The sequence below is a fragment of the Krasilnikovia cinnamomea genome (genome assembly GCF_004217545.1).
GTDB classification, from domain to species: domain Bacteria; phylum Actinomycetota; class Actinomycetes; order Mycobacteriales; family Micromonosporaceae; genus Actinoplanes; species Actinoplanes cinnamomeus.
Window position 1 is genome coordinate 6,692,931 of record NZ_SHKY01000001.1, and the last position, 22,637, is coordinate 6,715,567.

Annotated in this window: 23 protein-coding genes; 12 read left to right on the forward strand and 11 right to left on the reverse strand. The window is 71.7% G+C overall.

Annotated features, from left to right (window positions below):
* Positions 1-111: 111 nt before the first annotated feature.
* From EV385_RS30010 to EV385_RS30020, 3 genes are all read left to right on the forward strand, one after another.
* Positions 112-1,215, forward strand: a complete 1,104-nt coding sequence (locus tag EV385_RS30010; RefSeq protein ID WP_242625152.1) for a S1C family serine protease — start codon at positions 112-114, stop codon at positions 1,213-1,215.
* Positions 1,216-1,420: 205 nt separating this feature from the next.
* Entirely contained in the window at positions 1,421-2,167 is a 747-nt protein-coding gene (locus EV385_RS30015; protein WP_130512510.1) for a helix-turn-helix transcriptional regulator, read from the forward strand.
* Complete coding sequence (locus tag EV385_RS30020; protein ID WP_130512511.1) at positions 2,164-2,925, forward strand: YwiC-like family protein; 762 nt, start codon at positions 2,164-2,166, stop codon at positions 2,923-2,925. Before EV385_RS30015 ends, EV385_RS30020 begins: the two co-directional genes overlap by 4 nt.
* A gap of 7 nt (positions 2,926-2,932) precedes the next feature.
* Here EV385_RS30020 and EV385_RS30025 read toward each other — a convergent pair whose 3' ends face one another.
* The 4 genes from EV385_RS30025 to EV385_RS30040 all read right to left on the reverse strand — a co-directional run bounded on the left by EV385_RS30025 (position 2,933) and on the right by EV385_RS30040 (position 6,188).
* A complete protein-coding gene (locus tag EV385_RS30025) occupies positions 2,933-3,082 on the reverse strand; it encodes a hypothetical protein (RefSeq protein WP_242625153.1) in 150 nt (49 codons plus the stop codon).
* Positions 3,079-4,146 carry a D-alanine--D-alanine ligase family protein gene (locus EV385_RS30030; RefSeq protein ID WP_130512512.1) on the reverse strand — a complete coding sequence of 356 codons (1,068 nt, stop codon included), beginning with the start codon at positions 4,144-4,146 and terminating at the stop codon, positions 3,079-3,081. Before EV385_RS30030 ends, EV385_RS30025 begins: the two co-directional genes overlap by 4 nt.
* Entirely contained in the window at positions 4,143-5,126 is a 984-nt protein-coding gene (locus EV385_RS30035) for a threonine ammonia-lyase (protein WP_242625154.1), read from the reverse strand. Before EV385_RS30035 ends, EV385_RS30030 begins: the two co-directional genes overlap by 4 nt.
* A gap of 258 nt (positions 5,127-5,384) precedes the next feature.
* On the reverse strand, positions 5,385-6,188 hold the full coding sequence (locus EV385_RS30040; RefSeq protein ID WP_130512513.1) for an SGNH/GDSL hydrolase family protein: 804 nt from the start codon (positions 6,186-6,188) through the stop codon (positions 5,385-5,387).
* Between the two features lie 411 nt (positions 6,189-6,599).
* Between EV385_RS30040 and EV385_RS30045 the strand changes: the two genes are divergently transcribed.
* The 3 genes from EV385_RS30045 (at position 6,600) to pntB (ending at position 10,996) form a co-directional block, all read left to right on the forward strand.
* Positions 6,600-7,619, forward strand: coding sequence for a glycoside hydrolase family 26 protein (locus EV385_RS30045; RefSeq protein WP_130512514.1), 1,020 nt, complete (start codon positions 6,600-6,602; stop codon positions 7,617-7,619).
* A 420-nt stretch (positions 7,620-8,039) separates the two neighbouring features.
* Positions 8,040-9,569 (forward strand): Re/Si-specific NAD(P)(+) transhydrogenase subunit alpha, encoded by a 1,530-nt coding sequence (locus EV385_RS30050; RefSeq protein WP_130512515.1) that lies wholly within the window; start codon positions 8,040-8,042, stop codon positions 9,567-9,569.
* Between the two features lie 5 nt (positions 9,570-9,574).
* Positions 9,575-10,996: a Re/Si-specific NAD(P)(+) transhydrogenase subunit beta gene (pntB, locus tag EV385_RS30055; RefSeq protein WP_130512516.1), complete on the forward strand. Its 1,422-nt coding sequence runs from the start codon at positions 9,575-9,577 to the stop codon at positions 10,994-10,996.
* Between the two features lie 57 nt (positions 10,997-11,053).
* Here pntB and EV385_RS34105 read toward each other — a convergent pair whose 3' ends face one another.
* The 7 genes from EV385_RS34105 to EV385_RS30095 form a co-directional block, all read right to left on the reverse strand.
* Positions 11,054-12,277: a GAF domain-containing sensor histidine kinase gene (locus EV385_RS34105; RefSeq protein WP_165449656.1), complete on the reverse strand. Its 1,224-nt coding sequence runs from the start codon at positions 12,275-12,277 to the stop codon at positions 11,054-11,056.
* Entirely contained in the window at positions 12,274-12,939 is a 666-nt protein-coding gene (locus EV385_RS30070; protein WP_242625155.1) for a response regulator, read from the reverse strand. Before EV385_RS30070 ends, EV385_RS34105 begins: the two co-directional genes overlap by 4 nt.
* Before the next feature lie 237 nt (positions 12,940-13,176).
* Positions 13,177-13,956, reverse strand: a complete 780-nt coding sequence (locus EV385_RS30075; protein ID WP_130512518.1) for an HAD-IA family hydrolase — start codon at positions 13,954-13,956, stop codon at positions 13,177-13,179.
* Entirely contained in the window at positions 13,953-14,906 is a 954-nt protein-coding gene (locus tag EV385_RS30080; protein WP_130512519.1) for a phosphoribulokinase, read from the reverse strand. The genes EV385_RS30075 and EV385_RS30080 overlap by 4 nt, the downstream gene beginning before the upstream one ends.
* Before the next feature lie 7 nt (positions 14,907-14,913).
* Positions 14,914-15,786 carry a phosphoribulokinase gene (locus tag EV385_RS30085; protein ID WP_130512520.1) on the reverse strand — a complete coding sequence of 291 codons (873 nt, stop codon included), beginning with the start codon at positions 15,784-15,786 and terminating at the stop codon, positions 14,914-14,916.
* Positions 15,786-16,856, reverse strand: a complete 1,071-nt coding sequence (locus tag EV385_RS30090; protein ID WP_242625156.1) for a class 1 fructose-bisphosphatase — start codon at positions 16,854-16,856, stop codon at positions 15,786-15,788. The genes EV385_RS30085 and EV385_RS30090 overlap by 1 nt, the downstream gene beginning before the upstream one ends.
* 80 nt (positions 16,857-16,936) lie before the next feature.
* The gene (locus EV385_RS30095) at positions 16,937-17,848 is read right to left on the reverse strand and encodes a LysR family transcriptional regulator (RefSeq protein WP_130512521.1); all 912 of its coding nucleotides are present in this window, start codon (positions 17,846-17,848) and stop codon (positions 16,937-16,939) included.
* An 87-nt stretch (positions 17,849-17,935) separates the two neighbouring features.
* Here EV385_RS30095 and EV385_RS30100 point away from each other — a divergent pair, with 87 nt between their 5' ends.
* From EV385_RS30100 to EV385_RS30125, 6 genes are all read left to right on the forward strand, one after another.
* Positions 17,936-19,369 carry a form I ribulose bisphosphate carboxylase large subunit gene (locus EV385_RS30100; RefSeq protein ID WP_130512522.1) on the forward strand — a complete coding sequence of 478 codons (1,434 nt, stop codon included), beginning with the start codon at positions 17,936-17,938 and terminating at the stop codon, positions 19,367-19,369.
* A gap of 12 nt (positions 19,370-19,381) precedes the next feature.
* Positions 19,382-19,807 (forward strand): ribulose bisphosphate carboxylase small subunit, encoded by a 426-nt coding sequence (locus EV385_RS30105; protein ID WP_130512523.1) that lies wholly within the window; start codon positions 19,382-19,384, stop codon positions 19,805-19,807.
* On the forward strand, positions 19,804-20,739 hold the full coding sequence (locus EV385_RS30110) for an AAA family ATPase (RefSeq protein WP_130512524.1): 936 nt from the start codon (positions 19,804-19,806) through the stop codon (positions 20,737-20,739). The genes EV385_RS30105 and EV385_RS30110 overlap by 4 nt, the downstream gene beginning before the upstream one ends.
* 167 nt (positions 20,740-20,906) lie before the next feature.
* A complete protein-coding gene (locus EV385_RS30115; RefSeq protein ID WP_130512525.1) occupies positions 20,907-21,104 on the forward strand; it encodes a Flp family type IVb pilin in 198 nt (65 codons plus the stop codon).
* 86 nt (positions 21,105-21,190) lie between these two features.
* Positions 21,191-21,544, forward strand: coding sequence for a TadE family protein (locus EV385_RS30120; RefSeq protein ID WP_207230009.1), 354 nt, complete (start codon positions 21,191-21,193; stop codon positions 21,542-21,544).
* The gene (locus tag EV385_RS30125) at positions 21,532-22,632 is read left to right on the forward strand and encodes a pilus assembly protein TadG-related protein (RefSeq protein WP_130512526.1); all 1,101 of its coding nucleotides are present in this window, start codon (positions 21,532-21,534) and stop codon (positions 22,630-22,632) included. Before EV385_RS30120 ends, EV385_RS30125 begins: the two co-directional genes overlap by 13 nt.
* The last annotated feature ends 5 nt before the right edge of the window (positions 22,633-22,637 follow it).

Sequence of the window (22,637 nt, forward strand, 5' to 3'; positions counted from 1 at the left end):
TCACCCCTTCGGGAGGATGTCCCGGCCCCCGAACGGGCCTTTGCTTGGGGCGGGGACGCGGTCCGCCGCGCCTGGTGAACCCCGGCGGCGGCGTTCGAGGAGGTGGGCACGGTGAACGAGGTTCCAAGCATGCACACGCCCGCGCACGCGGCCGGTCATGGCGGCGGCGGGCAGTGGCGCATCTGGGCGAGCGCGGCGACCGCCGTGCTGATGATCGCGGTCGTGGCCGCCGCCATCGTCGGGACGAACCGCCCACCGCAGAGCACGCTGGCCGTCGCCGCCGACCAGGCCAGCGTCTGCTCGGCCACCCAGGTCGCCGAGCAGGTGCTCCCCACCGTCGTGACGATCTCCGCGACCAACGGCCGGGGCGCCGGCACCGGATCCGGCGAGGTGATCCGCAGCGACGGCCACATCCTCACGAACAACCATGTGATCGCCCTGGCCGCCGACGGAGGCCAGGTCAGTGTCGTGTTCAACGACGGCCGCTCGGTGCCCGCCGTGATCGTCGGCCGCGACCCCAAGACGGACCTGGCGGTGATCAAGGTCGACGGCCAGCCGCCGCTGCCGGTCATCCCGTTCGGCTCCTCCGACGACGTCGTGGTGGGTCAGCCGGTGGTCGTGCTCGGCGCACCCCTGGGCCTGTCGAACACCGTCACCTCGGGCATCGTCAGCGCGCTGGACCGCACCATCGAGGTGCCGGGCGAAGCGGGTGAGAGCGCCCTGCTGGTGTCCTCGGTGCAGACCGACGCCGCCATCAATCCGGGCAACAGCGGCGGCGCGATGGTCGACTGCGCGGGTCAGCTCATCGGCGTGCCCTCGGCGGGCGCGACCGTGCCGGACTCCGGCGGAGGCAGCATCGGACTCGGATTCGCGATCCCCGTCGACCTCGCGAGGGCGGTCTCCGAGGAGATCATCGCGACGGGGAAGGTCACGCACGCGTACTTCGGGTTGAGCCTGGCGACCGTACCTCCCGCCGCGCCGGGAGGGCCGCCACGCGGCGCCTACATCAGGGCGGTGGTGCCCGGCGCGCCCGCCGCCGCCGCGGGCCTGCGCGCGGGCGACATCATCACCTCCGCCGACGGGAAACCGGTCCTGAGCACCGACGACATCGCCGCGTTGACGCTGACCAAGGACCCGGGCGACCGCGTCGTCATCGGCTACGCCCGCGACGGCAAGCCCGCCGAGACGACGGTGACCCTGGCACCGGCCCCCTGATCCGCTCGGGGTTTCGTGGGTCCGGCTCAGGACCTGCCGCGTCGCAGGGTGCGCAAGGCGGGCACCCGTATGCGAGGCGGTAGTGGTGGGCGTGCTGGAGCCGGACCTGACGGAGATAGCCCATCGGGTTGGCGGCGCGGTCTGGCTGTGACATGGAACCCCTCCGCTGGTTTCCACGGTGTTCGACGTTATAACGTCAAACACCGTGGAAACTGAACGGACCGGCCCCAGCGGGGAGACGGTCAACACGCACCGGTACCGGGCCCTGGGCTCCGACAGCCGGGTGGAGATCCTGAGCCTCGTGCGCGCCGCGGCCGGTGGGCTGACCGCCGCGGACGTGGCCGCCCACACCGGGCAGCACCTGTCCACCACCCGCACCCACCTCGACCGGCTGGTCGACGCCGGGCTGCTCGTCAAGGCGCGCGCCAGCGGCGGTGCTCCGGGCCGCCCGGCCTGGCGCTACCGCGCGACCGCCGCCGGCCCCGCTCCGGCGCCGTACCGGGCGCTGGCGGCGGCGCTGCTGGATCACCTGCCCCGGGCCGCCGGCGGGGACGTCCGCGACGCGGCCGCCCGGGTGGGACAGGACTGGGGCCGGCAGCTCGCCGCCGCGAGCCCGCCCCACGACGACCCGGTCGACACGGTCTCGGCCGTCCTGACCGGGCTCGGCTTCGAGCCGCGGCGCCAGCCCGCCCAGCCGGACGGTGCCGTCGAGGTGCACCTGCGTACGTGTCCCTTCCTGGAGCTCGTCGGGCAGAACCCGGATGCGATGTGCGGGCTGCACCTGGGTGTCGTGCGCGGCGCCCTCGGCCATCACGGGGTCGGCGGCGGTGACGCCGTGCTGGAGCCCTTCGGCGCGCCCCACGCCTGCGTGATCCGCCTGCCCCTGCCGACGACCGGTCCGTCGCGCGCCGAGCGCGGCGGCCCCGAAACGGCGGAGGGGGGCCCACGATGAGCGCCACCGATCTGGCCCGGCCGCGTGCGCCGAAGCGGCGCCGGTCCGTGCGCCGGTTCGTCGCGCCGCAGCACGGGGCCTGGGCGATGCTGCTGGTGCCGTACCTCGTCGGGGTGCTGGCCGCCGGATTCCGCTGGCCGCACGTGCCGCTGCTCGGCGCCTGGCTGGCCGGTTACCTGCTGTCGTACTACGCGCTGCAGGCGGTCAAGACCGGCCGCCCGCGCCGCTTCCGCGCCCAGCTCCTGCTCTACGCCCCGATCACCGCGTTGCTCGGCGCCGTGGTCGTCGTTGCCCGGCCGCAGGTGCTGCTGTACGCACCGGTCTACGCGCTGCTGCTGGCCGTCAACGCCGCCTACGCCCGGCGCCGCGACGAGCGGGCCCTGGTCAACGACCTCGTCTCCGTCGTGCAGAGCTGCCTGATGGTGTTCGTCGCCGCGACGGTCGCCGGCGTCGCGCCCAGCCGGGTGAGCGTCGCGTTCGGCGCCGTCCTGCTGTACTTCGCCGGCACGGTGTTCTACGTCAAGACGATGATCCGCGAACGGGGCAGCGCCTCCCACTACCGGCTGTCGGTCGGCTACCACGTGGCGGCCGTCGCGGTGGCCGCCTGGCTGGCGTGGCCGCTGTCCGTGTTCTTCGCCGCGCTCGCGGTGCGGGCGTGGGCGCTGCCGGCCCGGCGACTGCGCCCCGTCCACGTCGGCCTCGTCGAGATCGCCGCCTGCGTGCTGCTGGTCACGACCATCCTCGTGGCCGAGGCGTGACCGGGCCCTAGATCGGGCCGTAGCGGGCGTGGGCACCGGAGCCGTCGGCGGCGCGCCCATCCACCCGCAGCTCCGGAACATCGGGCACGTCAACGAGCGGTTCACCGTCGTCGCGGCTGGGCACGGCCGCGACCCGCGGGTCCGACAGCAGGATCACCGTTCGAACGCCAGCTCGACCAGCCGCCCCACCAGCGACACGTAGTCGATCCCGGACGCCGCCCACACCTTCGGGTACATCGAGTGCGCGGTGAAGCCGGGCATCGTGTTCAGCTCGTTCACGTACAGTTCGCCGGCCGTCTCGTCCCACAGCAGGTCCACTCGGGACAGACCCCAGCCGCCGACCGCGGTGAAGGCGGCCAGCGCCAGCTCGCGTACCCGATCGGTGACGGCCTCCGGCAGGTCGGCCGGAACCGTCATCGGGTCCGCGTCGCCGAAGTACTTCTGCTGGTAGTCGAACCAGCCACCGCTGACCGCGACCTCGCCCACGACGGACGCCGCGGGCTCCCAGCCACCGAGCACACCACACTCGATCTCGCGCGCGGTGACCCCCTGCTCGATCAGTACGAGACGGTCGTGCTCCAGCGCCGTCTCCACCGCCGCGGCCAGATCGTCGTCGTCGGTGACCCGGGTGATGCCGATCGACGAGCCCATCCGCGCGGGCTTGACGAACAGCGGCCGCCGCAACCCGGCCGCCAGCGCCTCCGGATCGGCCGCGGTGCGCCAGGTGTGCCGGTCGAACCACACGTACGGGGTGACCGGCACCCCCTCGGCGACGAACGCCCGCTTCATCGCGACCTTGTTCATCCCCACCGCCGACGCCGCGATGTCGCACCCGACGTACGGCACGCCCAGCGCCTCCAGGACGCCCTGCACGACCCCGTCCTCGCCGAACGGCCCGTGCAGCACCGGGAACACCACGTCGCAGGTCGCCAGCACGGCCCCGTCGGCGTGGATCGCCAGCGTGCGGGGCGCGGCCCCCCGGCGCAGCTCGACCTCGGGCCCGGTGACCTCCAGCGCGTCGTCGATCGCCCGGGCGACCCTACGGTCCCGCAGCTTCTCCAGCACCTCGTCGGGGACCAGCCGGTAGCCGCCGTCGCGGGTGACGCCCACCGCGGAAACCTGGTGACCGCCCTCGGTAAGGGCGCGCAGCACCCCCAGCGCCGAGGCGCAGGAGACGTCGTGCTCGGCCGAGGGACCACCGAAGAGAACCGCGATGTTCATGCCGCACTGCCTTCCATGAGTCGGCCGACCAGGTCGGCCTCGACGTTGCCGCCGGTCAGCAGGACGCCGACCGTACGGTGGGTGCTCGTCTCGGCGACCCGCAGCGCGCCCGCGAGGGCGGCCGCGCCGGACGGCTCGACGACGAGCTTGAGGTGCGTGACGATGAGCCGGAACGCGTGCGCGATCGCGTCGTCGCCGACGCCGACCGCGTCGATTCCGGAGTCGCGCAGGACCCGGAACGGCAGCGCCCCGACACAGGCGGGGCGCAGGCCGTCGGCCAGCGTCGCCGCCGGGGTGACCGGCACGCGATGGCCGGCGGCGAGGCTGCGGGCCAGCGAGTCGCATCCGTACGGTTCGACGCCGTACACGTCGATGCCGCGGCCCGTGGCGGCCAGCACAGCGCCCGCCGCGCCGCCGCCCCCGCCGACCGGGACGACCAGCGCGTCCAGCGGGGTGCCCGCCGCCTCGGCCGCCTCGATGAGTTCCAGCGCCGCGGTGCCCTGCCCGGCCACGACGTCCGGGTGGTCGTACGCGTCGATCACCGGGTAGCCGGTGTCCGCGTGGACCTGGCGGACGACCTCGTGCGGGTCGCCGTCGGCGCGCAGCACGCAGGCGCCCGCGGCGGCGGCCCGGGCCACCTTCGCGGGCGCGGCGTCGGGAGGCAGCACCACGACGGCGGCCAGCCCGTGCCGCCGCGCGGCCTGCGCGACCGCGGCGGCGTGGTTGCCGGTGCTCTGGCACACCACCCCGGTGGCCTGCCCGGCGGCGGCCAGCCGGCCCACCGCGACGGTCGCGCCGCGCATCTTGTACGAGCCGCTGTGCTGCAGGTTCTCGGCCTTGAGCAGCAGCCGGGTACCGGCCAGCTCGTCCAGTTCCGGGCAACCCAGCATCGGGGTCGGCACGATCCGCCCGGCCAGATAGCGGGCGGCGTCGGCCACATCGGCCTGGTTGAGATCACGCTCGGTAACGGCTGGCTGCACGGTCTCGGGTCCCTCCTCGGCGATGACCCGGCCGAGTGTTACAGCGAGTCACCCGGGCGGGCCTCGGGCCGTGGACGGATCATGGTGGGCGGCGGTCCGACTTTCGGCCTAGGCCATCTGGGAGCGAGCCCGGCCATACCGGCCCGGTGGATGCGGGCACGGGAGACCCGCGGCGAAGGGCGCCTTTCCCTGGTGGACGGAACGGGTGGCGGCGGCCCGGCGGGTGGTGGATCCCGCGGGCCGCCGTCGGGGGAGGGGTCAGAGTGCGGAGTTCAGGGCCGGCAGGTAGCCACTCTGGTAGCCGGTGCCCGTCGGGTGGAAGGAGTCGGTCGGGGGGAGCACGGTCAGGCCGTGCAGCCACGGGCTGGGCCCGCAGATGCCGTGCCCGGCGAACTCGTCGCTGACGTCCGACCAGCGGAAGCCGGCCGCCTGGGCGTGGGCCTTGATGGCCTTGTTGAGTTCGACCGCGCCCGCGTTGATGGACTTGCGCTTGGGGATGCTCATGCCCGCGAAGCCGCAGCTCGGGGCGTTCTCGTCGAACAGGATCGGGTAGCCGAGGACGACGACCGTCGCGTTCGGTGCCTTCGCGCGGATCTCCCGGTAGGTGGCGTTGAACTTGGCGGGCATCTGCTCCTTCAGTTTCTTCATCCCTTCGGCGACCTTGGCCGCGCACCCGCTGTCACTGGACAGCGTGCAGGTGATGATCGTCGAGGCGAAGCCGACGTCGTTGCCGCCGATGGTCACGGTGACCAGGTCCGTGCTGGAGTTCAGCGCGGACAGCTGGCTCGAGCGCAGCGTGTCGGTGGTGGCGCCGCTGCAGGCGACCGAGCGGAACGTCGCCGGGTCGTTCGCCTTGTCCCACAGCCCCGGATATCCGTTGGGGCTGCGCAGGCAGATGCCGGACTGCCCGGAGGCGCCGACCCCGGACGAGTACGAGTCGCCGAGGGCGACGTAGTCCCAATCGGATGAGTCCGCTGCCGCGGCGGCGGCGGGAGTTGCGGTGGCGATGGTCAGTGCGATGGACGAGATGAGGCAGGCGAGGGCGGTGGTGGCTCTGCTCATCGGGGGGCCTCCGGATCCACGATCGGAAAGGGGGCCGAAGCGCTCCGGTACCGACGAGTATGTCAATATCTCAAGCGAATTAATATAGTGACATTGTTGTTAACGTGTTGTAACATGCATCAATGTGACCTGCATGAACGCCATGCGGTCATGTTTCCTGCGCGAACCGCCAAGAATGTTTCAAGAACGCCGCCGGTACTCGTATTTCCCGGGCCCGGTGCAATTGCGCTGCGTCCCGTACGTAAATGCACCGGCGCTATTTGATCCACGCCCGCCGCCCGATCACCTTTCTTCCTGGTTGGTGGTTTCGGGCTGGTCAGCTCGGGTTCGCCGGCCGCAGAGGCGAGGGCGCCCGGGCCTGCGGCACGGCATGCTGGTCCGGATTCGCCGCCGGTCGTCAAGGGGTTACGCGTGGAGCTGGAGCAGGTTGAAGGCCGGGGGCTGGCGCGCCGCCGGGTACTGGGCCTGCTGGGGCTCACGGCGGTGGCCCTGGCCACCGGCCAGGCCGCCGCGGGAGCGTCGACGGCCGGCCGGGCGCCCGCGACCCTCGATCTCGCCTCGAACCCGGCGTCCGCCGCGGCGCGCTGGGGCGGGGCGGTGCCGTTCCGGCGCGGCCGGGCGATGTTCGGCTCGTACCTGTCCCTGCACGGCCGGACGCTCACCCAGAGCCTCGCGCTGCGCCGTCGGCAACTCGGCCGCGACCAGCGGATCGTGCACCTCTACTACCCGTGGTCCGACTACTTCCCGGCCGCGCACCCGGAGGTGCCCGCCGACGCGGTGCTCATGATCTCCTGGAAGGGCACCAAACTCAGCAAGATCACCAGTGGCGCCCGCGACCACCACATCGCCAAGATGGCGCGGCTGATGGCCGACATGAAGCGACCCATCCTGCTGCGCTGGGGCTGGGAGATGAACGGCAACTGGTTCTCCTGGGACGGCGTGCACAACGGCAAGAAGCCGTCGGCGTACATCAAGGCGTGGCGGCGGATGCACCGCATCTTCCGCCAGCAGGGCGCCACGAACGTCGCCTGGGTCTGGGCCCCGAACTGGAACTCCGGCCCCGACGTGTCCTGGAACAAGTTCCACCACTACTACCCCGGCGACGCGTACGTGGACTGGGTCGGCGTCTCCGGCTACAACTTCTCGAAGGAATCGCCGAAAAGGCTGTTCAGCCCGATCGTCAAGGCGTACGGAAAGCGCAAGCCCATCATGCTGGCGGAGACCGCGGCCATCGGGCACGGCTCGCACACCAAGGCCCGCTGGATCAGGAAGCTGTCGAAGTACGTGTCCGCCACGCCATCGATCGGCGCCGTTGTCTGGTTTGACACCGACACCCAGCGGGGCACCCGGCGCAACTTCCGCCCGGACACCGACGCCGAGGCGCTGGCGGCGTACCGGGCGATGGTGCGCAAGCCCCGCTTCTCCGGCTGAGGCAGCCGGACGGCTCGGGGATAGGGCTGGCCCTACCCCGTACCCGGCGGGCGGGCATCTCCTTCTACTTCACCGAGGGCATCGGTTCCCCGTCGGCGTGCTGGCGCTGCTCACGCTCCCGTTCGCCGTGCGCGCGATGACCCTGGGCCAGGCTGATCATCGCCCGGCGCTTCCGCCCGCACCCCCGTGTCATTACGCTCAGTTACTGATGCCGGTGGCTGTCGGCGATCGTTTGCATGGCGTGGACGCGGACAATGTGATATCAACCATAGTCATCTTCGGCCTACTGGCAAGTAACAATCACTCGACGCGAACGAGGTCACGGCTCGGCAACCGCCGGGTAACTCCTCCCGACCCACTCGAACCCCGAGCCCTTGTCCCAACGTACTGAACGTCAACCGTCTGCTGCGGAGTCGACTGATGATCATTGGTGTAGTCAGGGAGTTACGCCTGGGTGAGACCCGGGTGGCGGCCACGCCCGCCACCGTCACGGAGCTCATCAAGCTGGGGTACGAGGTGGTGGTGGAGGCCGGTGCCGGTCTCGCCTCCTCGTTCGCCGACACGGCGTACGTTTCGTCCGGTGCGAGAATCGGTGACCCATTGGTCGCCGATATCGTGTTCGCGGTCAATGCGCCCACGAAGGAGCAGCTCGACCGGCTGCCCAAGGGCGCCACCGTGATCGGCATCCTGAACCCCCGGCTGGACCCCGACCTCGTCGAGGACCTGGCCCGGCGGCCCATCACGGCGCTGTCGATCGACGCCGTGCCGCGGATCTCGCGCGCCCAGTCGCTCGACGTGCTGTCGTCGATGGCCAACATCGCCGGGTACCGCGCGGTGGTCGAGGCGGCGCACGTCTTCGGCCGCTTCTTCACCGGGCAGGTGACGGCGGCGGGCAAGGTGCCGCCCGCCAAGGTGCTCGTCGCGGGCGCCGGTGTCGCCGGTCTCGCGGCGATCGGCGCCGCGGGCAGCCTCGGCGCGATCGTCCGGGCCACCGACCCGCGACCCGAAGTTGCGGATCAGGTCCGCTCCCTCGGCGGGGAGTACCTCGCGGTTCAAGCCCCGGACGTGGAGGTCTCCGCCACCGGCTACGCCAAGGAGATGTCCGACGACTACAACGAGCGTGCCGCCCGGCTCTACGCCGAGCAGGCCAAGGAAGTCGACATCATCATCACCACGGCCCTCATCCCCGGCCGCCCGGCGCCCCGGCTGATCACCGCCGAGATGGTGGCCAGCATGAAGTCGGGCAGCGTGATCGTCGACATGGCCGCCGCGAACGGCGGCAACGTCGAGGGCACCGTGCCCGGCGAGGTGGTCGTCACCGACAACGGCGTGACCATCATCGGCTACACCGACCTGGCCGGACGCCTGCCCGCGCAGGCGTCCCAGCTGTTCGGCACCAACCTGGTGAACCTGATGAAGCTCCTGACCCCGGCCAAGGACGGCCGGCTGGTGCTGGACTTCGACGACGTCGTCCAGCGGTCGATGACCGTCGTACGCGACGGCGAGCTGACCTGGCCGCCCCCGCCCGTGTCCGTGTCGGCCGCACCGGCACAGGCGCCCGCTCCGGCGGCCGTGGCGACCGAAAAGCACGCCAAGCAACCGCCCTCGACGCCGCGCCGCCTGGCGGTCGTCGGCGCGGCCGCCGCCGTACTGTTCCTGCTGACCGCGCTGTCGCCGGCCGCCATGCGGGGCCATCTCACGGTCTTCTCGCTGGCGATCGTCATCGGCTACTACGTGATCGGGCACGTGCACCACGCCCTGCACACCCCGCTCATGTCGGTGACCAACGCGATCTCCGGGATCATCGTCGTCGGCGCCCTGCTGCAGCTCGGGCACGGCGACTACGTCGTGACCGCGCTGTCCTTCGTCGCCATCCTGCTGGCCAGCATCAACGTCTTCGGTGGCTTCGCGGTGACCCGTCGCATGCTCGCCATGTTCTCCAGGAGCTGACTCTGATGACATTCATCGAAGCGGCGGCGCAGGCCGCGTACCTCGTGGCCGCTCTGCTGTTCATCCTGGCGCTGGCGGGCCTGTCCAAGCACGAGACCGCGAAGATCGGCAACGTCTTCGGCATCGCCGGCATGGCTCTGGCGCTGGTGGCGACGATCGCGCTGGCGATCGTCCACGAACTCAGCACCGTCGGCCTCGCCCTTCTCATCGTGGCGACCGCCGTCGGCGCCGCGATCGGCCTGTACCGGGCCAGCAAGGTCGAGATGACCGGGATGCCGGAACTGATCGCGCTGCTGCACAGCTTCGTCGGCCTCGCCGCCGTGCTCGTCGGCTGGAACGGCTACCTGCACGTCGAGGCCGACCTCGACGGGGCCGAGGCCGGGCTGCTGCGCGGACAGGAACTGCTCGGCATCCACAGCGCCGAGGTCGTCATCGGCGTCTTCATCGGCGCGGTGACCTTCACCGGATCGATCGTGGCGTACCTCAAGCTGTCCGCCCGGATGAAGTCCAGCCCGCTGATGCTGCCGGGCAAGAACTTCCTCAACCTCGGTGCCCTCGCCGCGTTCGCCGTGTTCACGGCCTGGTTCGTGATCCAGCCGCAGCTGTGGCTGCTGATCGTCGTCACCGTCCTCGCCCTGCTGCTGGGCTGGCACCTGGTCGCCTCCATCGGCGGCGGCGACATGCCGGTCGTCGTGTCGATGCTCAACAGCTACTCCGGCTGGGCCGCGGCCGCCTCCGGCTTCCTGCTGGAGAACGACCTGCTCATCGTCACCGGCGCGCTGGTCGGCTCGTCCGGTGCGTACCTGTCGTACATCATGTGCAAGGCGATGAACCGGTCCTTCATCTCCGTGATCGCCGGTGGTTTCGGCATCGAGGCGGGACCCGCCGACGACACCGACTACGGCGAACACCGCGACATCACCGCCGAGGGCGTCGCCAGCCTGCTGACCTCCGCCGACTCGGTGATCATCACCCCCGGGTACGGCATGGCGGTGGCCCAGGCGCAGTACGGCGTCGCCGAGCTCACCCGCAAGCTGCGGGACAAGGGCGTCGACGTCCGCTTCGGCATCCACCCCGTGGCGGGCCGCCTGCCCGGTCACATGAACGTGCTGCTGGCCGAGGCCAAGGTGCCGTACGACATCGTCATGGAGATGGACGAGATCAACGACGACTTCGCGAACACCTCCGTCGTCCTGGTCATCGGCGCCAACGACACGGTCAATCCGGCCGCCACCGAGGACCCCGGCAGCCCCATCGCCGGGATGCCCGTGCTCAAGGTGTGGGACGCCGACGACGTCATCGTGTTCAAGCGCTCGATGGCCTCCGGGTACGCCGGTGTGCAGAACCCGCTGTTCTTCCGCGAGAACAGCGCCATGCTCTTCGGCGACGCCAAGGAACGGGTGGAGGACATCCTGCGGGCACTCTGATCACGAGACGACCTGCGCCATTTTCCGGCCGAGGGCCCGGGTTCCCGCCGTACTGGTTCAGAGAACGTCGGGAATCCGTACCTCGATGGTGGTGCCTTCCTGCGGCCGGGAGCGCACGCGCAGCTCGCCGCCCAGCAGCCGGGCCCGCTCGGCCATGCCGCGCAGGCCGTGCGGGGTGCCGTCGGGGCGCAGCGCCTGACCGCTCGGCTCGAAGCCGCGGCCGTCGTCGGTGACGGTGAGCATGGCCGTGCGGCCATGCTTCGCCAGCCGGATGACGGCCCGGCTCGCGTGCGCATGGCGGACGATGTTGTGTACGGCCTCCTGCGCCACCCGGAACAGCGACGTGCCCACGTGTTCCGGCAGGCACAGGTCCTGCGCGTCGACCTGGATCGGCAGGTTCGGCACGTTGCGGGCCAGGCTGGCCAGTCCGGCCGCCAGGCCGAGGTCGTCGAGGATCGGGCTGCGCAGTCCGGTGATGGCGCTGCGGGTCTCACCGAACGCGAGATCGGCCAGCGACCGGGCCGCGTCGACCTGCCGCGCGGCGTCGTCGATGTCGCCCGCGTGCACGGCCGCCTTCGCGGCCGACAACCGGAAGCTGAGGCTGGCGAGGGCCTGGGTGACGCCGTCGTGCAGATCGCCGGCGATCCGGCGGCGCTCGGCCTCCTGCATCGTGACGGTGGTCGCGACCGCGGTGGTGCGCAGGTCCCGGTATCCGTCGATGGCCGTCGCCTGCGCGGACAGGTGCACCCGCAGCGCCACCAGGTCGGCGACCGCCTGGGCGGTGTCCACCTCGGCGCGGGTGAACGCGCGGCGGCGCCTGCTGAACACGGCCAGCACGGCCACCGTCGTGCCGCCCGGTATCCGGGCCGGTGCGCACAGCCGGGACACCGGCTCGCCCGGCTGGAGTCCCATCAGCTCCCGGTGGCGCGCGTTGCGGGGGTGGTCGTCGACGAGGACGGCAGGGTGCGCGTCGGCGGCGACCCGCCCCGTGACGCCGAACCCGCGCGGAATCCGCAGCCCGTGCTCACCCGGCCCTGGGCGCTCGGTCGTCTGTGTGTGGTGCTGCGGGGTTGGGTGCACCGTCGTCAGTAGGAGGTCGCCGTCGTCGGTCACCCGGAACACCAGGCAACCGTCGGCCGCGAGGGTGTCGGTGAGGGCGGCGGCGACCCGATCCAGCACGGTCGGCAGTTCCGCTTCGCGCGTCACCCAGTGCCGGATCCGGTCGAGGAGCTCCGCACCGCCGGGCGTCGAGCAGCCCGGCGGCCGCTGCCGCTCGGTCAATGGAACAGCGATTCGCGCAGGGCGACCGCGACGGCCGAGCCGCGGTCGTTGACCTCGAGCTTGCGGTACAGGCCCCGCAGGTGGGTCTTGACCGTGTCGTCGCTGACCACCAGGCGCGCGGCGATGGCCTTGTTGGACAGGCCGCCGACGAGCAGGGCCAGCACCTCGCTCTCGCGCTGGGTCAGGCCCAGCCGGGCACCGGGCCAGAACTCGCCCCGGCGTACGTGGGCGGCGGCCGCGGCCACCCGCCCGGCGAGACCCGGGTCGATGACGATGTCGCCGAGCTGGACGTTCTCCAGGTGACGGACCAGTTCCTGCCCGTCGACGCGCTTGAGCAGGTACCCGGACGCGCCCGCACGCAGCGCCTGGTACAGGTACTGCTCGTCGTCGTACACGGTGAGGAAGACGACCCTGGTGTCCGGTGCGGCGGCGCGCACGGCCCGGCACACGTCGAGCCCGCTGTCGCGGCGCAGCCGGACGTCGCACAGCACCACGTCGGGCCGGTCCGTGGTGACCGCCCGTACCGCACCCGCCTCGTCGCCGGCCGTGCCGATCACCTCGACCACGTCCGGAAAGCGGGACAGCATGGCCCGCAGTCCCTGCAGCACCATCTCGTGGTCGTCGACCAGCAGTACCCGGATCGGCGTCCGGTGGCTGCTCACGATGACACTCCTCAAGCGAGTCGATACCTCGCTCGTCGTCGGGTGTGTCCCACCCACGCGACCGGACCCGTCCGATGCGGCGGCATTCCCCCGCCGATGACGGCCTTTGGTCGGCATGGGAATGGTACGGGCCATGCCCATCGATGTCGAGGGCGACCGCGACCCACGGTGACCCGGCAGGAACCGAGGGTCCACCCGAACATTGCGGAGTTGTGGTCAGCTCCTGACCTGATGTCATCAAGATCGGCGGATCGAGGGGTGGGTGGGGGTGGTGGCGTGGAGGTTGCGTAGTGCGTCCACGGTGATTCCGGCGGTGAGGGCGTCGGGTGGGCGGGGGTGGGGGTGGGGGTCTGCCATGTCGCGGGCCAGGTAGCCGGGCACGACCGCCGCCGCCCCCGGGAACGGCATGTCCCGGTGGTAGGCCGACGTCACCACCAGGCAGGTGAGACCGGCCGCGGTGGCGGCGGCCAGCCCGGGCGGGGAGTCCTCCACGGCAACCGCGTCCGGGGCCTCGATCCGCAGCTCCCGTAACGCCCGGTCGTACACCTCGGGGTGCGGCTTGAGCCGTGTCACGTCGTCACCGGTGACGGTGGCCGCGAACGCGATGCCGTGGAAGAGGCGTTCGAGCAGCACGCTCACCCACTGCCGGCGTCCGGTGGTGGCGACCGCCAGACGCACCCCGCCCTCGCGCAGCCCGGCCATCAGCTCGGGCACGCCGGGCCGGGCGACGATCGGCCCGTCGCGCAGCCAGTCGGTGTAGTAGGCGGTCTTGGTCCGGTGCAGGACCTGCGCCAGCCCGTCCGCGTGGGGCAGGCCGCGCTCGGCGAGGTACCCGGCCAGGCGGCGCCGGCCCCCGGTGACGGCCAGCAGTTCGCCGTACTCCTCCACGCCCCACTCGTAGGGCAGGCCGTGGTCGCGGAACGCGAGGTTGAACGCGCGGCGGTGCCCGTCGCGTTCGGTCTCGGCGAGGGTGCCGTCGACGTCGAAGATCACCGCGCGCAGCCGGCGGGCCGTCATCGTTGGTACACCTCCTGCATGAGGTGGAACAGCAGCAGTTCCTGGGTGATCGCCAGTGGTTCGCTGTGCGCGCCGTCGGCGAGGCGCCCCAGCCCGCGCGGGATCTCCCGGTCGTGGCCGACACCGTCCCACAGCGCCTTCTCCAGCAGCCGGGCGTCGTCGGCGGTGGCGTCCGCGTGCACCCGCAGGCAGTCGACCGGGGTGCCGTCGTCGTCGCGGATGATGTTCAGCGACAGGGCCGTGCCGACGTCGTCGGTGAGCAGGTGGGTCAGCGGCGGATGCTGCACGGTGGGGCGCAGCAGCAGTTCGGCGGTGGACGGTGTGTCCGGCGGGTCGGAGCCGTCGCGGGCGGGCGCGAACCGCACGACGATGTCGGCGAAGCGCCGCTGCGGCCGGATGTACGCGGCCGAGTCGGGTTCGCGCCGGGCCAGCTCGCGGCGCACCTCGGACTCGGTGTACCCGCGGCAGGCGGCGTCCCGGCGGATCTTCCACCGGTGCCGGATCTGTTCGGGCGGGTCGAGGAAGACGGTGATGTCGAAGCAGGCCCGCGACAGCTTGGAGAACAGTGGGAACAGGCCCTCGACGATGACGAACGGGCGGGGGCGCAGGTACTCGGTCCGGGCGAACGTGCCGGTGCGGTGGTCGTACACCGGTTTGAGGATGGGTTGACCGGTGGCCAGCATCTGCAGGTGCTGTTCCATGATGTCGAGGTAGTTGGCGTCGGGGGACAGCGCGGTCAGCGGCAGCACCCGTAGCTGCGCCCGGTCGTAGCGGTGGTAGTCGTCCACGCCGATCGTGGTGCACCGGTGCGCGCCGATGGCCGCGGCGAGTCCCCGCGCCAGGGTCGTCTTGCCGGATCCGCTGTCGCCGCCCACGGCCAGCATGACCGGCCGGGTCTCGGCGGGCTCGCTCCCGCGCGAGCGCATCATCCGGATGAGCTTGTCGGACATCGCGCCGTCACGCCCGGGCCCTGCGCTGCATGAGGCGCAGGATCATCGGGGTGAAGATCAGCTGCATGGCGAGTTCCATCTTCCCGCCCGGGGCGACGATCACGTTGGGCCGCGACATGAACGAGTCGTGCAGCATCGACAGCAGGTACGGGAAGTCGATGCCCTTCGGGTCGGCGAACCGGATGACCAGGAAGCTCTCGTCGGCGGTCGGGATGGTCCGGGCGATGAACGGGTTCGACGTGTCCACCGTGGGCACCCGCTGGAAGTTGATGTGGGTCTGGGAGAACTGCGGGCAGATGTGGTGCACGTAGTCCGGCAGCCGCCGCAGGATCGTGTCCATCACAGCCTCGTCGGAGTAGCCGCGCTGGGTGCGGTCGCGGTGCAGCTTCTGGATCCACTCCAGGTTGATGATCGGCACCACCCCGATGCGCAGGTCCGCGTGGCGGGCGACGTCGGCGTCCGGGGTCACGATCGCGCCGTGCAGCCCCTCGTAGAACAGCAGGTCGGTGCCGGGCGGGACGTCCTCCCACGCGGTGAACGTGCCGGCGTCCTGGCCGTACGGGGCGGCCTCCTCGTCGTCGTGCAGGTAACGGCGGATCCGGCCGGTGCCGGTGCGGCCGTACTGTTCGAAGAGGGTGGCCAGCTCGGGCAGCAGGTTGGCCTCGGGGGAGAAGTGGCAGAAGTTGACGTTGCCGGCCGCGGCGGCCTCGGCCATCGCCTTCTTCATCTCCTCCCGGTCGTAGCGGTGGAACGAGTCGCCCTCGACGATGGCCGCGCTCAGCCCTTCCCGGCGGAAGATGTGCTGGAACGTCCGGGTGACCGACGTGGTGCCCGCGCCCGAGGAGCCGGTGATGGCCACGACGGGGTGTTCGGCCGACATCAGCGGGCTCCCCGGAACATCGAGCGCACGTTGAACAGCGAACCGTCGAAGCTGTCGTCGTCGGGTTCGTAGTGGTAGCGCTCGACGCGTTCGACCTCGGCGCGGGAGCCGAAGACCAGCGGCGCGCCCTGGTGCAGCCGGGCGGGGCTGAGCTCCAGCACCCGGGAGCGGCCGGTGCTGGCCCGGCCGCCCGCCTGCTCGATCAGGTACGCGACCGGGTTGCACTCGTACATCAGCCGCAGGCCGCCGGGGTGGGTGGGGTCGCGGCTGTCGGCCGGGTACAGCACCACGCCGCCGCGGGTGAGGATGCGGAAGACGTCGGCGGCCAGGGACGCCACCCAGCGCATGGTGAAGTCGTGCTCGCGGGGGCCGCTGCGCCCGGCCAGGCATTCGCCGATGTAGCGGCGTACCGGTGCCTCCCAGAAGCGTTCGTTGGCGCTGTTGATGGCGAACTCCCGGGTCTGCTCGGGCACACGCATCTGGGGGTGGGTGAGCACGAACGCGCCGATGTCGCGGTCCAGGGTGAAGCCGTCCACCCCGTCGCCGGTGGTGAGGATGAGCATGGTGGCGGGGCCGTACAGGGCGAAGCCGGCGCAGACCTGTTCGGTGCCGGGCTGCAGGAAGTCATCGACGCGCGCCTCGCCGCCGGGGCGGGGGCTGCGCAGCACGGAGAAGATCGTGCCGACGGACAGGTTCACGTCCAGGTCGCTGGAGCCGTCGAGCGGGTCGAACAGCAGCAGGTACTTGCCGCGCCGGTAGGGCGCGGGGATCGGCAGGATGCCCGCCGACTTGCCGGATGCGATGGCGGCCAGGTGCCCGCCCCACAGGGTCTCGGCGACCATCGCCTCGTTGCTGGCCAGGTCGAGGCGGTGCTGCACCCTGCCGGAACCCGCCCCGTCGGCGGCGAGCTCGCCCCGGTTCACCTGGTTGGCGATGATCTTCACGGCGGTGGCGATCGCGTTGAGCAGGCCGGAGAAGTCGCCCGTGGAGTCGAGGTGGCGGTGCTCCTGCTCGATGGTGTGCCGGGTGAGGGTGATGCGCCCGAGCGGGCCGTCGGTCAGGGTGGGCACGGTGGTTTCCCAACGGTCGGGCCGCGTCCGCGGCGTCCTCAGGATGCCCAGGACCGTACGGCGGGACGCGGGCGACCGCCTCACCCGCGCGGGCGGGTGGACGGATGAGATCGGGCCACCCGGAACACCAGCTCGCCCGCCCGCTCGGGATCGGTCAGGTGCTTCAGGAACAGCGCGGTGGTGGCGGTCGGGGCGGCGGTGGTGACGGCGTGCCAGGGCCGGCTCAGCGGGGTGCCGGGCGCGGGCACCCGGCGCAGCGTGCCGGCGCGCAGGTGGTGCTCGACGGCGTCCGTGGAGACCAGGGTGACGCCCAGCCCGAGAGCCGCCGAGGACACCACCGCCCCGACCGAGCCGAGGGTGAGCAGCGGCGGGTCGATCCCGATCCGGCGCAGCAGCGCCAGCGTCGCGTCCCGGGTGCCCGAGCCGGCCTCGCGCAGCAGCCAGGTCACCGCGCCCAGGTCGAGAGTGGGCCCCGCGCCCGGGTCGGGTGCCGCCACCAGCACCATCGAGTTCGCCCGGGTGGCCCGGGTGACCTGGCCCGCGCCCGGGCGCCCGCCGATGACCACGTCGAGCCGGTGGTCGGCCAGCAGCGCCGACACCCGGTCGCGGACGTCGATGTCGAGGGTCACCTCGACCTGCGGGTAGCGCTGCCGGAACGACGCCAGCAGACCCGGGATCAGGGCCTCCCCGGCCGTGGTGACCGCGCCGATGCGCAGCCGGCCGCGTTCGGCGTCGGCACCGCGGCGGGCGGCGGCGACGCTCTCGTCGAGCAGGCCGAGGATGCGCCGCGCGTACCCGGCGAAGACCGCGCCCGCCTCGGTGAGCCGCAGCCCTCGGCCGCTGCGTTCGAACAGCGTGACGCCCACCTCGGCGTGCAGCGCGGCCAGCGACGCCGACACGGCCGACTCGGTGACCGACAGCCGCTGGGCCGCCGCCCGGGCGGAGCCGCACTCGTGGATCGCCAGGAACGTCTGCAGCCGCGCGGGGGTCATGGCGTCACGATAGACAAGCGAATCCTCAAGTGTCGACGGGGAAAGCTCGCTGGACGGATTGACTGTCCGGGCGGCAGTGTCGAGCGCATGACCAATGAGGACAGGTGGAACCCCGGGGTTCACAGCTACGCGAGCATGGGCTACTACAACGCCGACTACGTCCCCAAGGACACCGACGTGATCGCCGTGTTCCGGGTGACGCCGCAGCCCGGGGTCGACCCCCTCGAAGCCGCCGCCGCGGTGGCCGGAGAGTCGTCGACCGCCACCTGGACCGTGGTGTGGACCGACCGGCTCACCGCGAACACCCACTACCAGGCCAAGGCGTACCGGGTGGATCCCGTGCCCGGGCGGCCGGGGGAGTACTTCGCGCACGTCGCGTACGACATCGACCTGTTCGAGGAGGGGTCGATCGCGAACCTGACGTCGTCCATCATCGGCAACGTCTTCGGCTTCAAGCCGCTGCTGGCGCTGCGCCTGGAGGACATGCGCATCCCCGTCGCGTACGTGAAGACCTTCCAGGGTCCGGCGCACGGCATCGTGATGGAACGCGAGGTCCTCAACAAGTACGGCCGCCCCCTGCTCGGCGCCACGGTCAAGCCGAAGCTGGGCCTGTCGGCCCGCAACTACGGCCGCGTGGTCTACGAGGCGTGCCGGGGCGGCCTGGACTTCACCAAGGACGACGAGAACATCAACTCGCAGCCGTTCATGCGCTGGCGCGACCGGTTCCTGTACTGCATGGAGGGGGTGAACCGGGCGATCGCCGAGACCGGCGAGAGCAAGGGCCACTACCTCAACGTCACCGCGGCGACCGTCGAGGAGATGTACGAGCGGGCCGAGTTCGCCAAGGAACTGGGCAGCGTCATCATCATGATCGACCTGACGGTCGGCTACACGGCCATGCAGTCGATGGCCAACTGGGCCCGCCGCAACGGTGTGCTGCTGCACCTGCACCGGGCGGGGCACTCGACGTACACCCGGCAGAAGACGCACGGCGTGAGCTTCCGCGTCATCGCCAAGTGGTGCCGCCTCATCGGGGTCGACCACGTGCACGCCGGGACCGTGGTGGGCAAGCTCGAAGGCGACCCCGCGACCACCCGCGGCTTCTACGACACGCTGCGCCTGGACCACGTCCCGGCCAACCCCGCCAACGGCATCTACGTCGAGCAGGACTGGGCCAGCATGCCCGGGGTCATGCCGGTCGCGTCCGGCGGCATCCACGCGGGCCAGATGCACCAGCTCATCGACCTGCTCGGCGAGGACGTCATCCTGCAGTTCGGCGGCGGCACCATCGGGCACCCGATGGGCATCGCGGCCGGCGCCGAGGCCAACCGGGTGGCGCTGGAAGCCATCATCAAGGCCCGCAACGAGGGCAAGGACCTGCTCAAGGAGGGCCCCACCGTGCTGCGGGCCGCCGCCCAGCGCTGCGGGCCGCTCGACGCCGCGCTGTCCACCTGGGGCGACGTCACGTTCGACTACGCCGCCACCGACGCCCCCGACGTCGTCGTCACCGCCAGCCGATAGGAGACCACAGACATGTATCTGCGCCACGGAGCCTTCTCCTACCTGCCCGAGCTGACCGACGACGAGATCGCCGCGCAGGTCCGGTACGCCCTCGACAACGGCTGGCCCGTCTCGGTCGAGTACACCGACGACCCGCACCCGCGCAACGTGTACTGGGACATGTGGGGCCTGCCCATGTTCGACCTCACCGAACCCGACGCGGTGGTGCGTGAGATCCAGGACTGCCGGGCCGCGTTCCCGCAGCATTACGTACGGGTGCTGGCGTACGACGCGCGGCTGGGGCGCCAGACCACGGCGCTGAGCTTCCTCGTCCAGCGGCCCGCGCACGAGCCCGGCTTCCGCCTGGTCCGCACCGAGGCCCACGACCGGGTGCAGCGCTACTCGTTCCAGCCGTACGCGACCGAGGCGCCCACCGGGGCGCGGTACGCGGCGCCATGACCACCGCCGGGTTCTCGATGCGGCCCGCGGGAGCGCGGCAGGAGCCGGAACTGCTGCCCGACGACGCGCGCATCGACCTCAACGCGGACGAGGCCGCCGCGAAGGCCCGCGCGGTGCTGGCCGACTTCGACCGCGACACCGTGGGGCTCACCGCGGTCAAGCGGCGCCTCGCCGAGATCGCGGCGCTGCTGCTGGTGAGCCGGGCCCGGACCCGGTTCGGACTCTCGGCCAGCAAACCGTCGCTGCACATGAGCTTCACCGGCGGTCCCGGCACCGGCAAGACCACGGTGGCGATGCGGATCGCGGAGATGCTGCACGCGCTGGGCTACCTGCGCACGCCGCGGGTGGTCGCGGTGACCCGCGACGACCTGGTCGGGCAGTTCATCGGACACACCGCGCCGAAGACGAAGGAGGCGATCGCCCGGGCGGCCGGCGGGGTGCTGTTCATCGACGAGGCGTACTACCTGCACCGCCCGGAGAACGAACGCGACTACGGGCAGGAGGCCATCGAGATCCTGCTGCAGGAGATGGAGTCCGAGCGCGGCTCGCTGGTGGTGGTGTTCGCCGGGTACGCGGACCGGATGGAGAAGTTCCTGTCGTCCAACCCCGGCCTCAGCTCCCGGGTGGCCCACCACATCCGCTTCGACGACTACAGCCACGACGAGCTGGTGCGGATCGCCGAGCTGATGCTGTCGCGCGACAGCTACTCGTTCACGCCGGACGCGCGGGCGGCGTTCGACGCGTACGTCGATCTGCGGATGGCGATGCCGCGGTTCGCGAACGCCCGCAGCATCCGCAACGCGCTCGAACGGTGCCGGTTGCGGCAGGCGATCCGGCTGGCCGCGCTGCGCGAGCCGATCGGTCTGGCCGAGCTGACCACGCTGACCGCGGCCGACGTACGGGGCAGCAGCGTCTTCGCCCAGGCGGGCTGAGTCCCGCCGCCGGCCCGGAACCCCCTGGGACCCTCAGCCCCGGGGGTTCCGGGCCGATGTCTTGATCAAATCCTGAGAAAAAGCTCATGACACTCCGTCGCGGGACGATCACTAAGCGCAGTCACCCGGTTGCAAGGGTGGAGTTGCGGAGTCTCCAAGGAGTTCACATGCTTATCCAGTACATCCAGGCAGTGCTCGCGTCCGTGCGGCGTCACGACGACGAGGGCGCCACCGCCGTCGAGTACGGCCTCATGGTCGCCCTCATCGCGGTCGTCATCATCGGCGCCGTGATCCTGCTGGGCGACAACCTCAGCGCCATGTTCGGCGGGGTCGCCGACTCGGTCAAGGCCCCGGCCGGACCGTGAGCCGTCGCGGGCGTGGCCGGCCCACGCGGTCGGCCGCGCCCGCGGGCCGGCGCGGGGGGCCGGCCCCGGACCGGGGAGCGGCGGCGGTGGAGATGGCCATCGTGCTACCACTGCTGCTGCTGCTCCTGTTCGGAATCATCGACTTCGGCCGGGCACTCAACGCGCAGATCACGCTCACCGAGGCGGCCCGCGAGGGCGCCCGGGCCACCGCCATGGGGCTCGACGGCCGCGCGCGGGTCACGTCCGCGGCGGGCCAGGTCAACGTGAGCTCGGTACAGGTCACCCTCTGCGGCACCGACCTGACCCGGGACGCCGTCGTCCAGGTGTCCACCGCCTTCCGTCCGGTCACCCCCGTGGGGTCGCTGATGACGCTGTTCGGGGGGCGTTCGGACGGATCCTTCACCATCACCGCACGAGGAGTCATGCCATGCGTCGGCTGACGCTGTTTCACCGTCCCCGCCGCGACGACGGCGGGGCGATCGCCGCCACCGTCGCCGTGGTGCTCGGTGTCGGCGTCCTGCTCGGCGTGGGCGCGGTGGTCATCGACGTGGGCCGCCTCTACGCCGAACGCGAGCAGCTGCAGAGCGGCGCCGACGCCGCCGCCTGGGCCGTCGCCGAGGTCTGCGCCGTCACCCCGGCGCAGTGCGCCGGCCAGACCGGCACAGCGGGCCGGTACGCGAACACCAACGCCGCGGACGGCGCCACCAAGGTGACCGCGATCTGCGGCACCGGCACCGGCCTGGCGCCGTGCCCCGCCAACCCCACCAACCGCACCGGCTGCCTCGGCACGGCGCCGCAGGACGCCCGCTACGCCGAGGTGCGCGTCGAGACGAAGCTGGCGGACGGCTCGACCGTGCTGCCGTCGGTGTTCGCCCGCGCGCTGGCCGGCGGTGAGCCCGGAACCACCGTCGGCGGCTGCGCCCGGGTCGCGTGGGGCCCGCCCCGGGTGGCGCAGGGCTTCGCGGTCACCTTCTCCCTCTGCGAGTGGGACAACCTCACCGGCGGCGGGGCCACGCTCTGGTCGGCCACCGGCATCCCACCGGCCAGCGCCGAGCGCGTCGTCAAGCTGCACGACAGCCAGGGCAATCCCGTCTGCCCGGCCGGTCCGGCCGGCTGGGACCAACCCGGCGGATTCGGCTGGCTCGACGACCCGACCGCGTCCTGCACGGCGATCGTGCAGGCGGACGGCACCTTCGAGGGCGACACCGGCAACTCGGCGTCGCACCCGTGCAAGGACGCCCTGCAGGCGGCCCGGCAGGCACGCAACATGGTGCTGATCCCGGTCTACGACTACGTCCGCGGTCAGGGCGCGAACACGGAGTACCACCTCGTGGGCTTCGCCCCGTTCGTGCTGACCGGGTACCTGCTCTCCGGCTTCTCGGCGCCGTCCTGGCTGACCAATGTGCACCATTGCAGCGGCCAGGAGCGCTGCCTGTACGGCTACTTCGTGCGCGGACTGGTCCAGGCGACCGGATCGCAGATCGGCGGCCCGGACCTCGGTGCCGCCGTCGTCAACCTCGTCGGCTGAGCCGG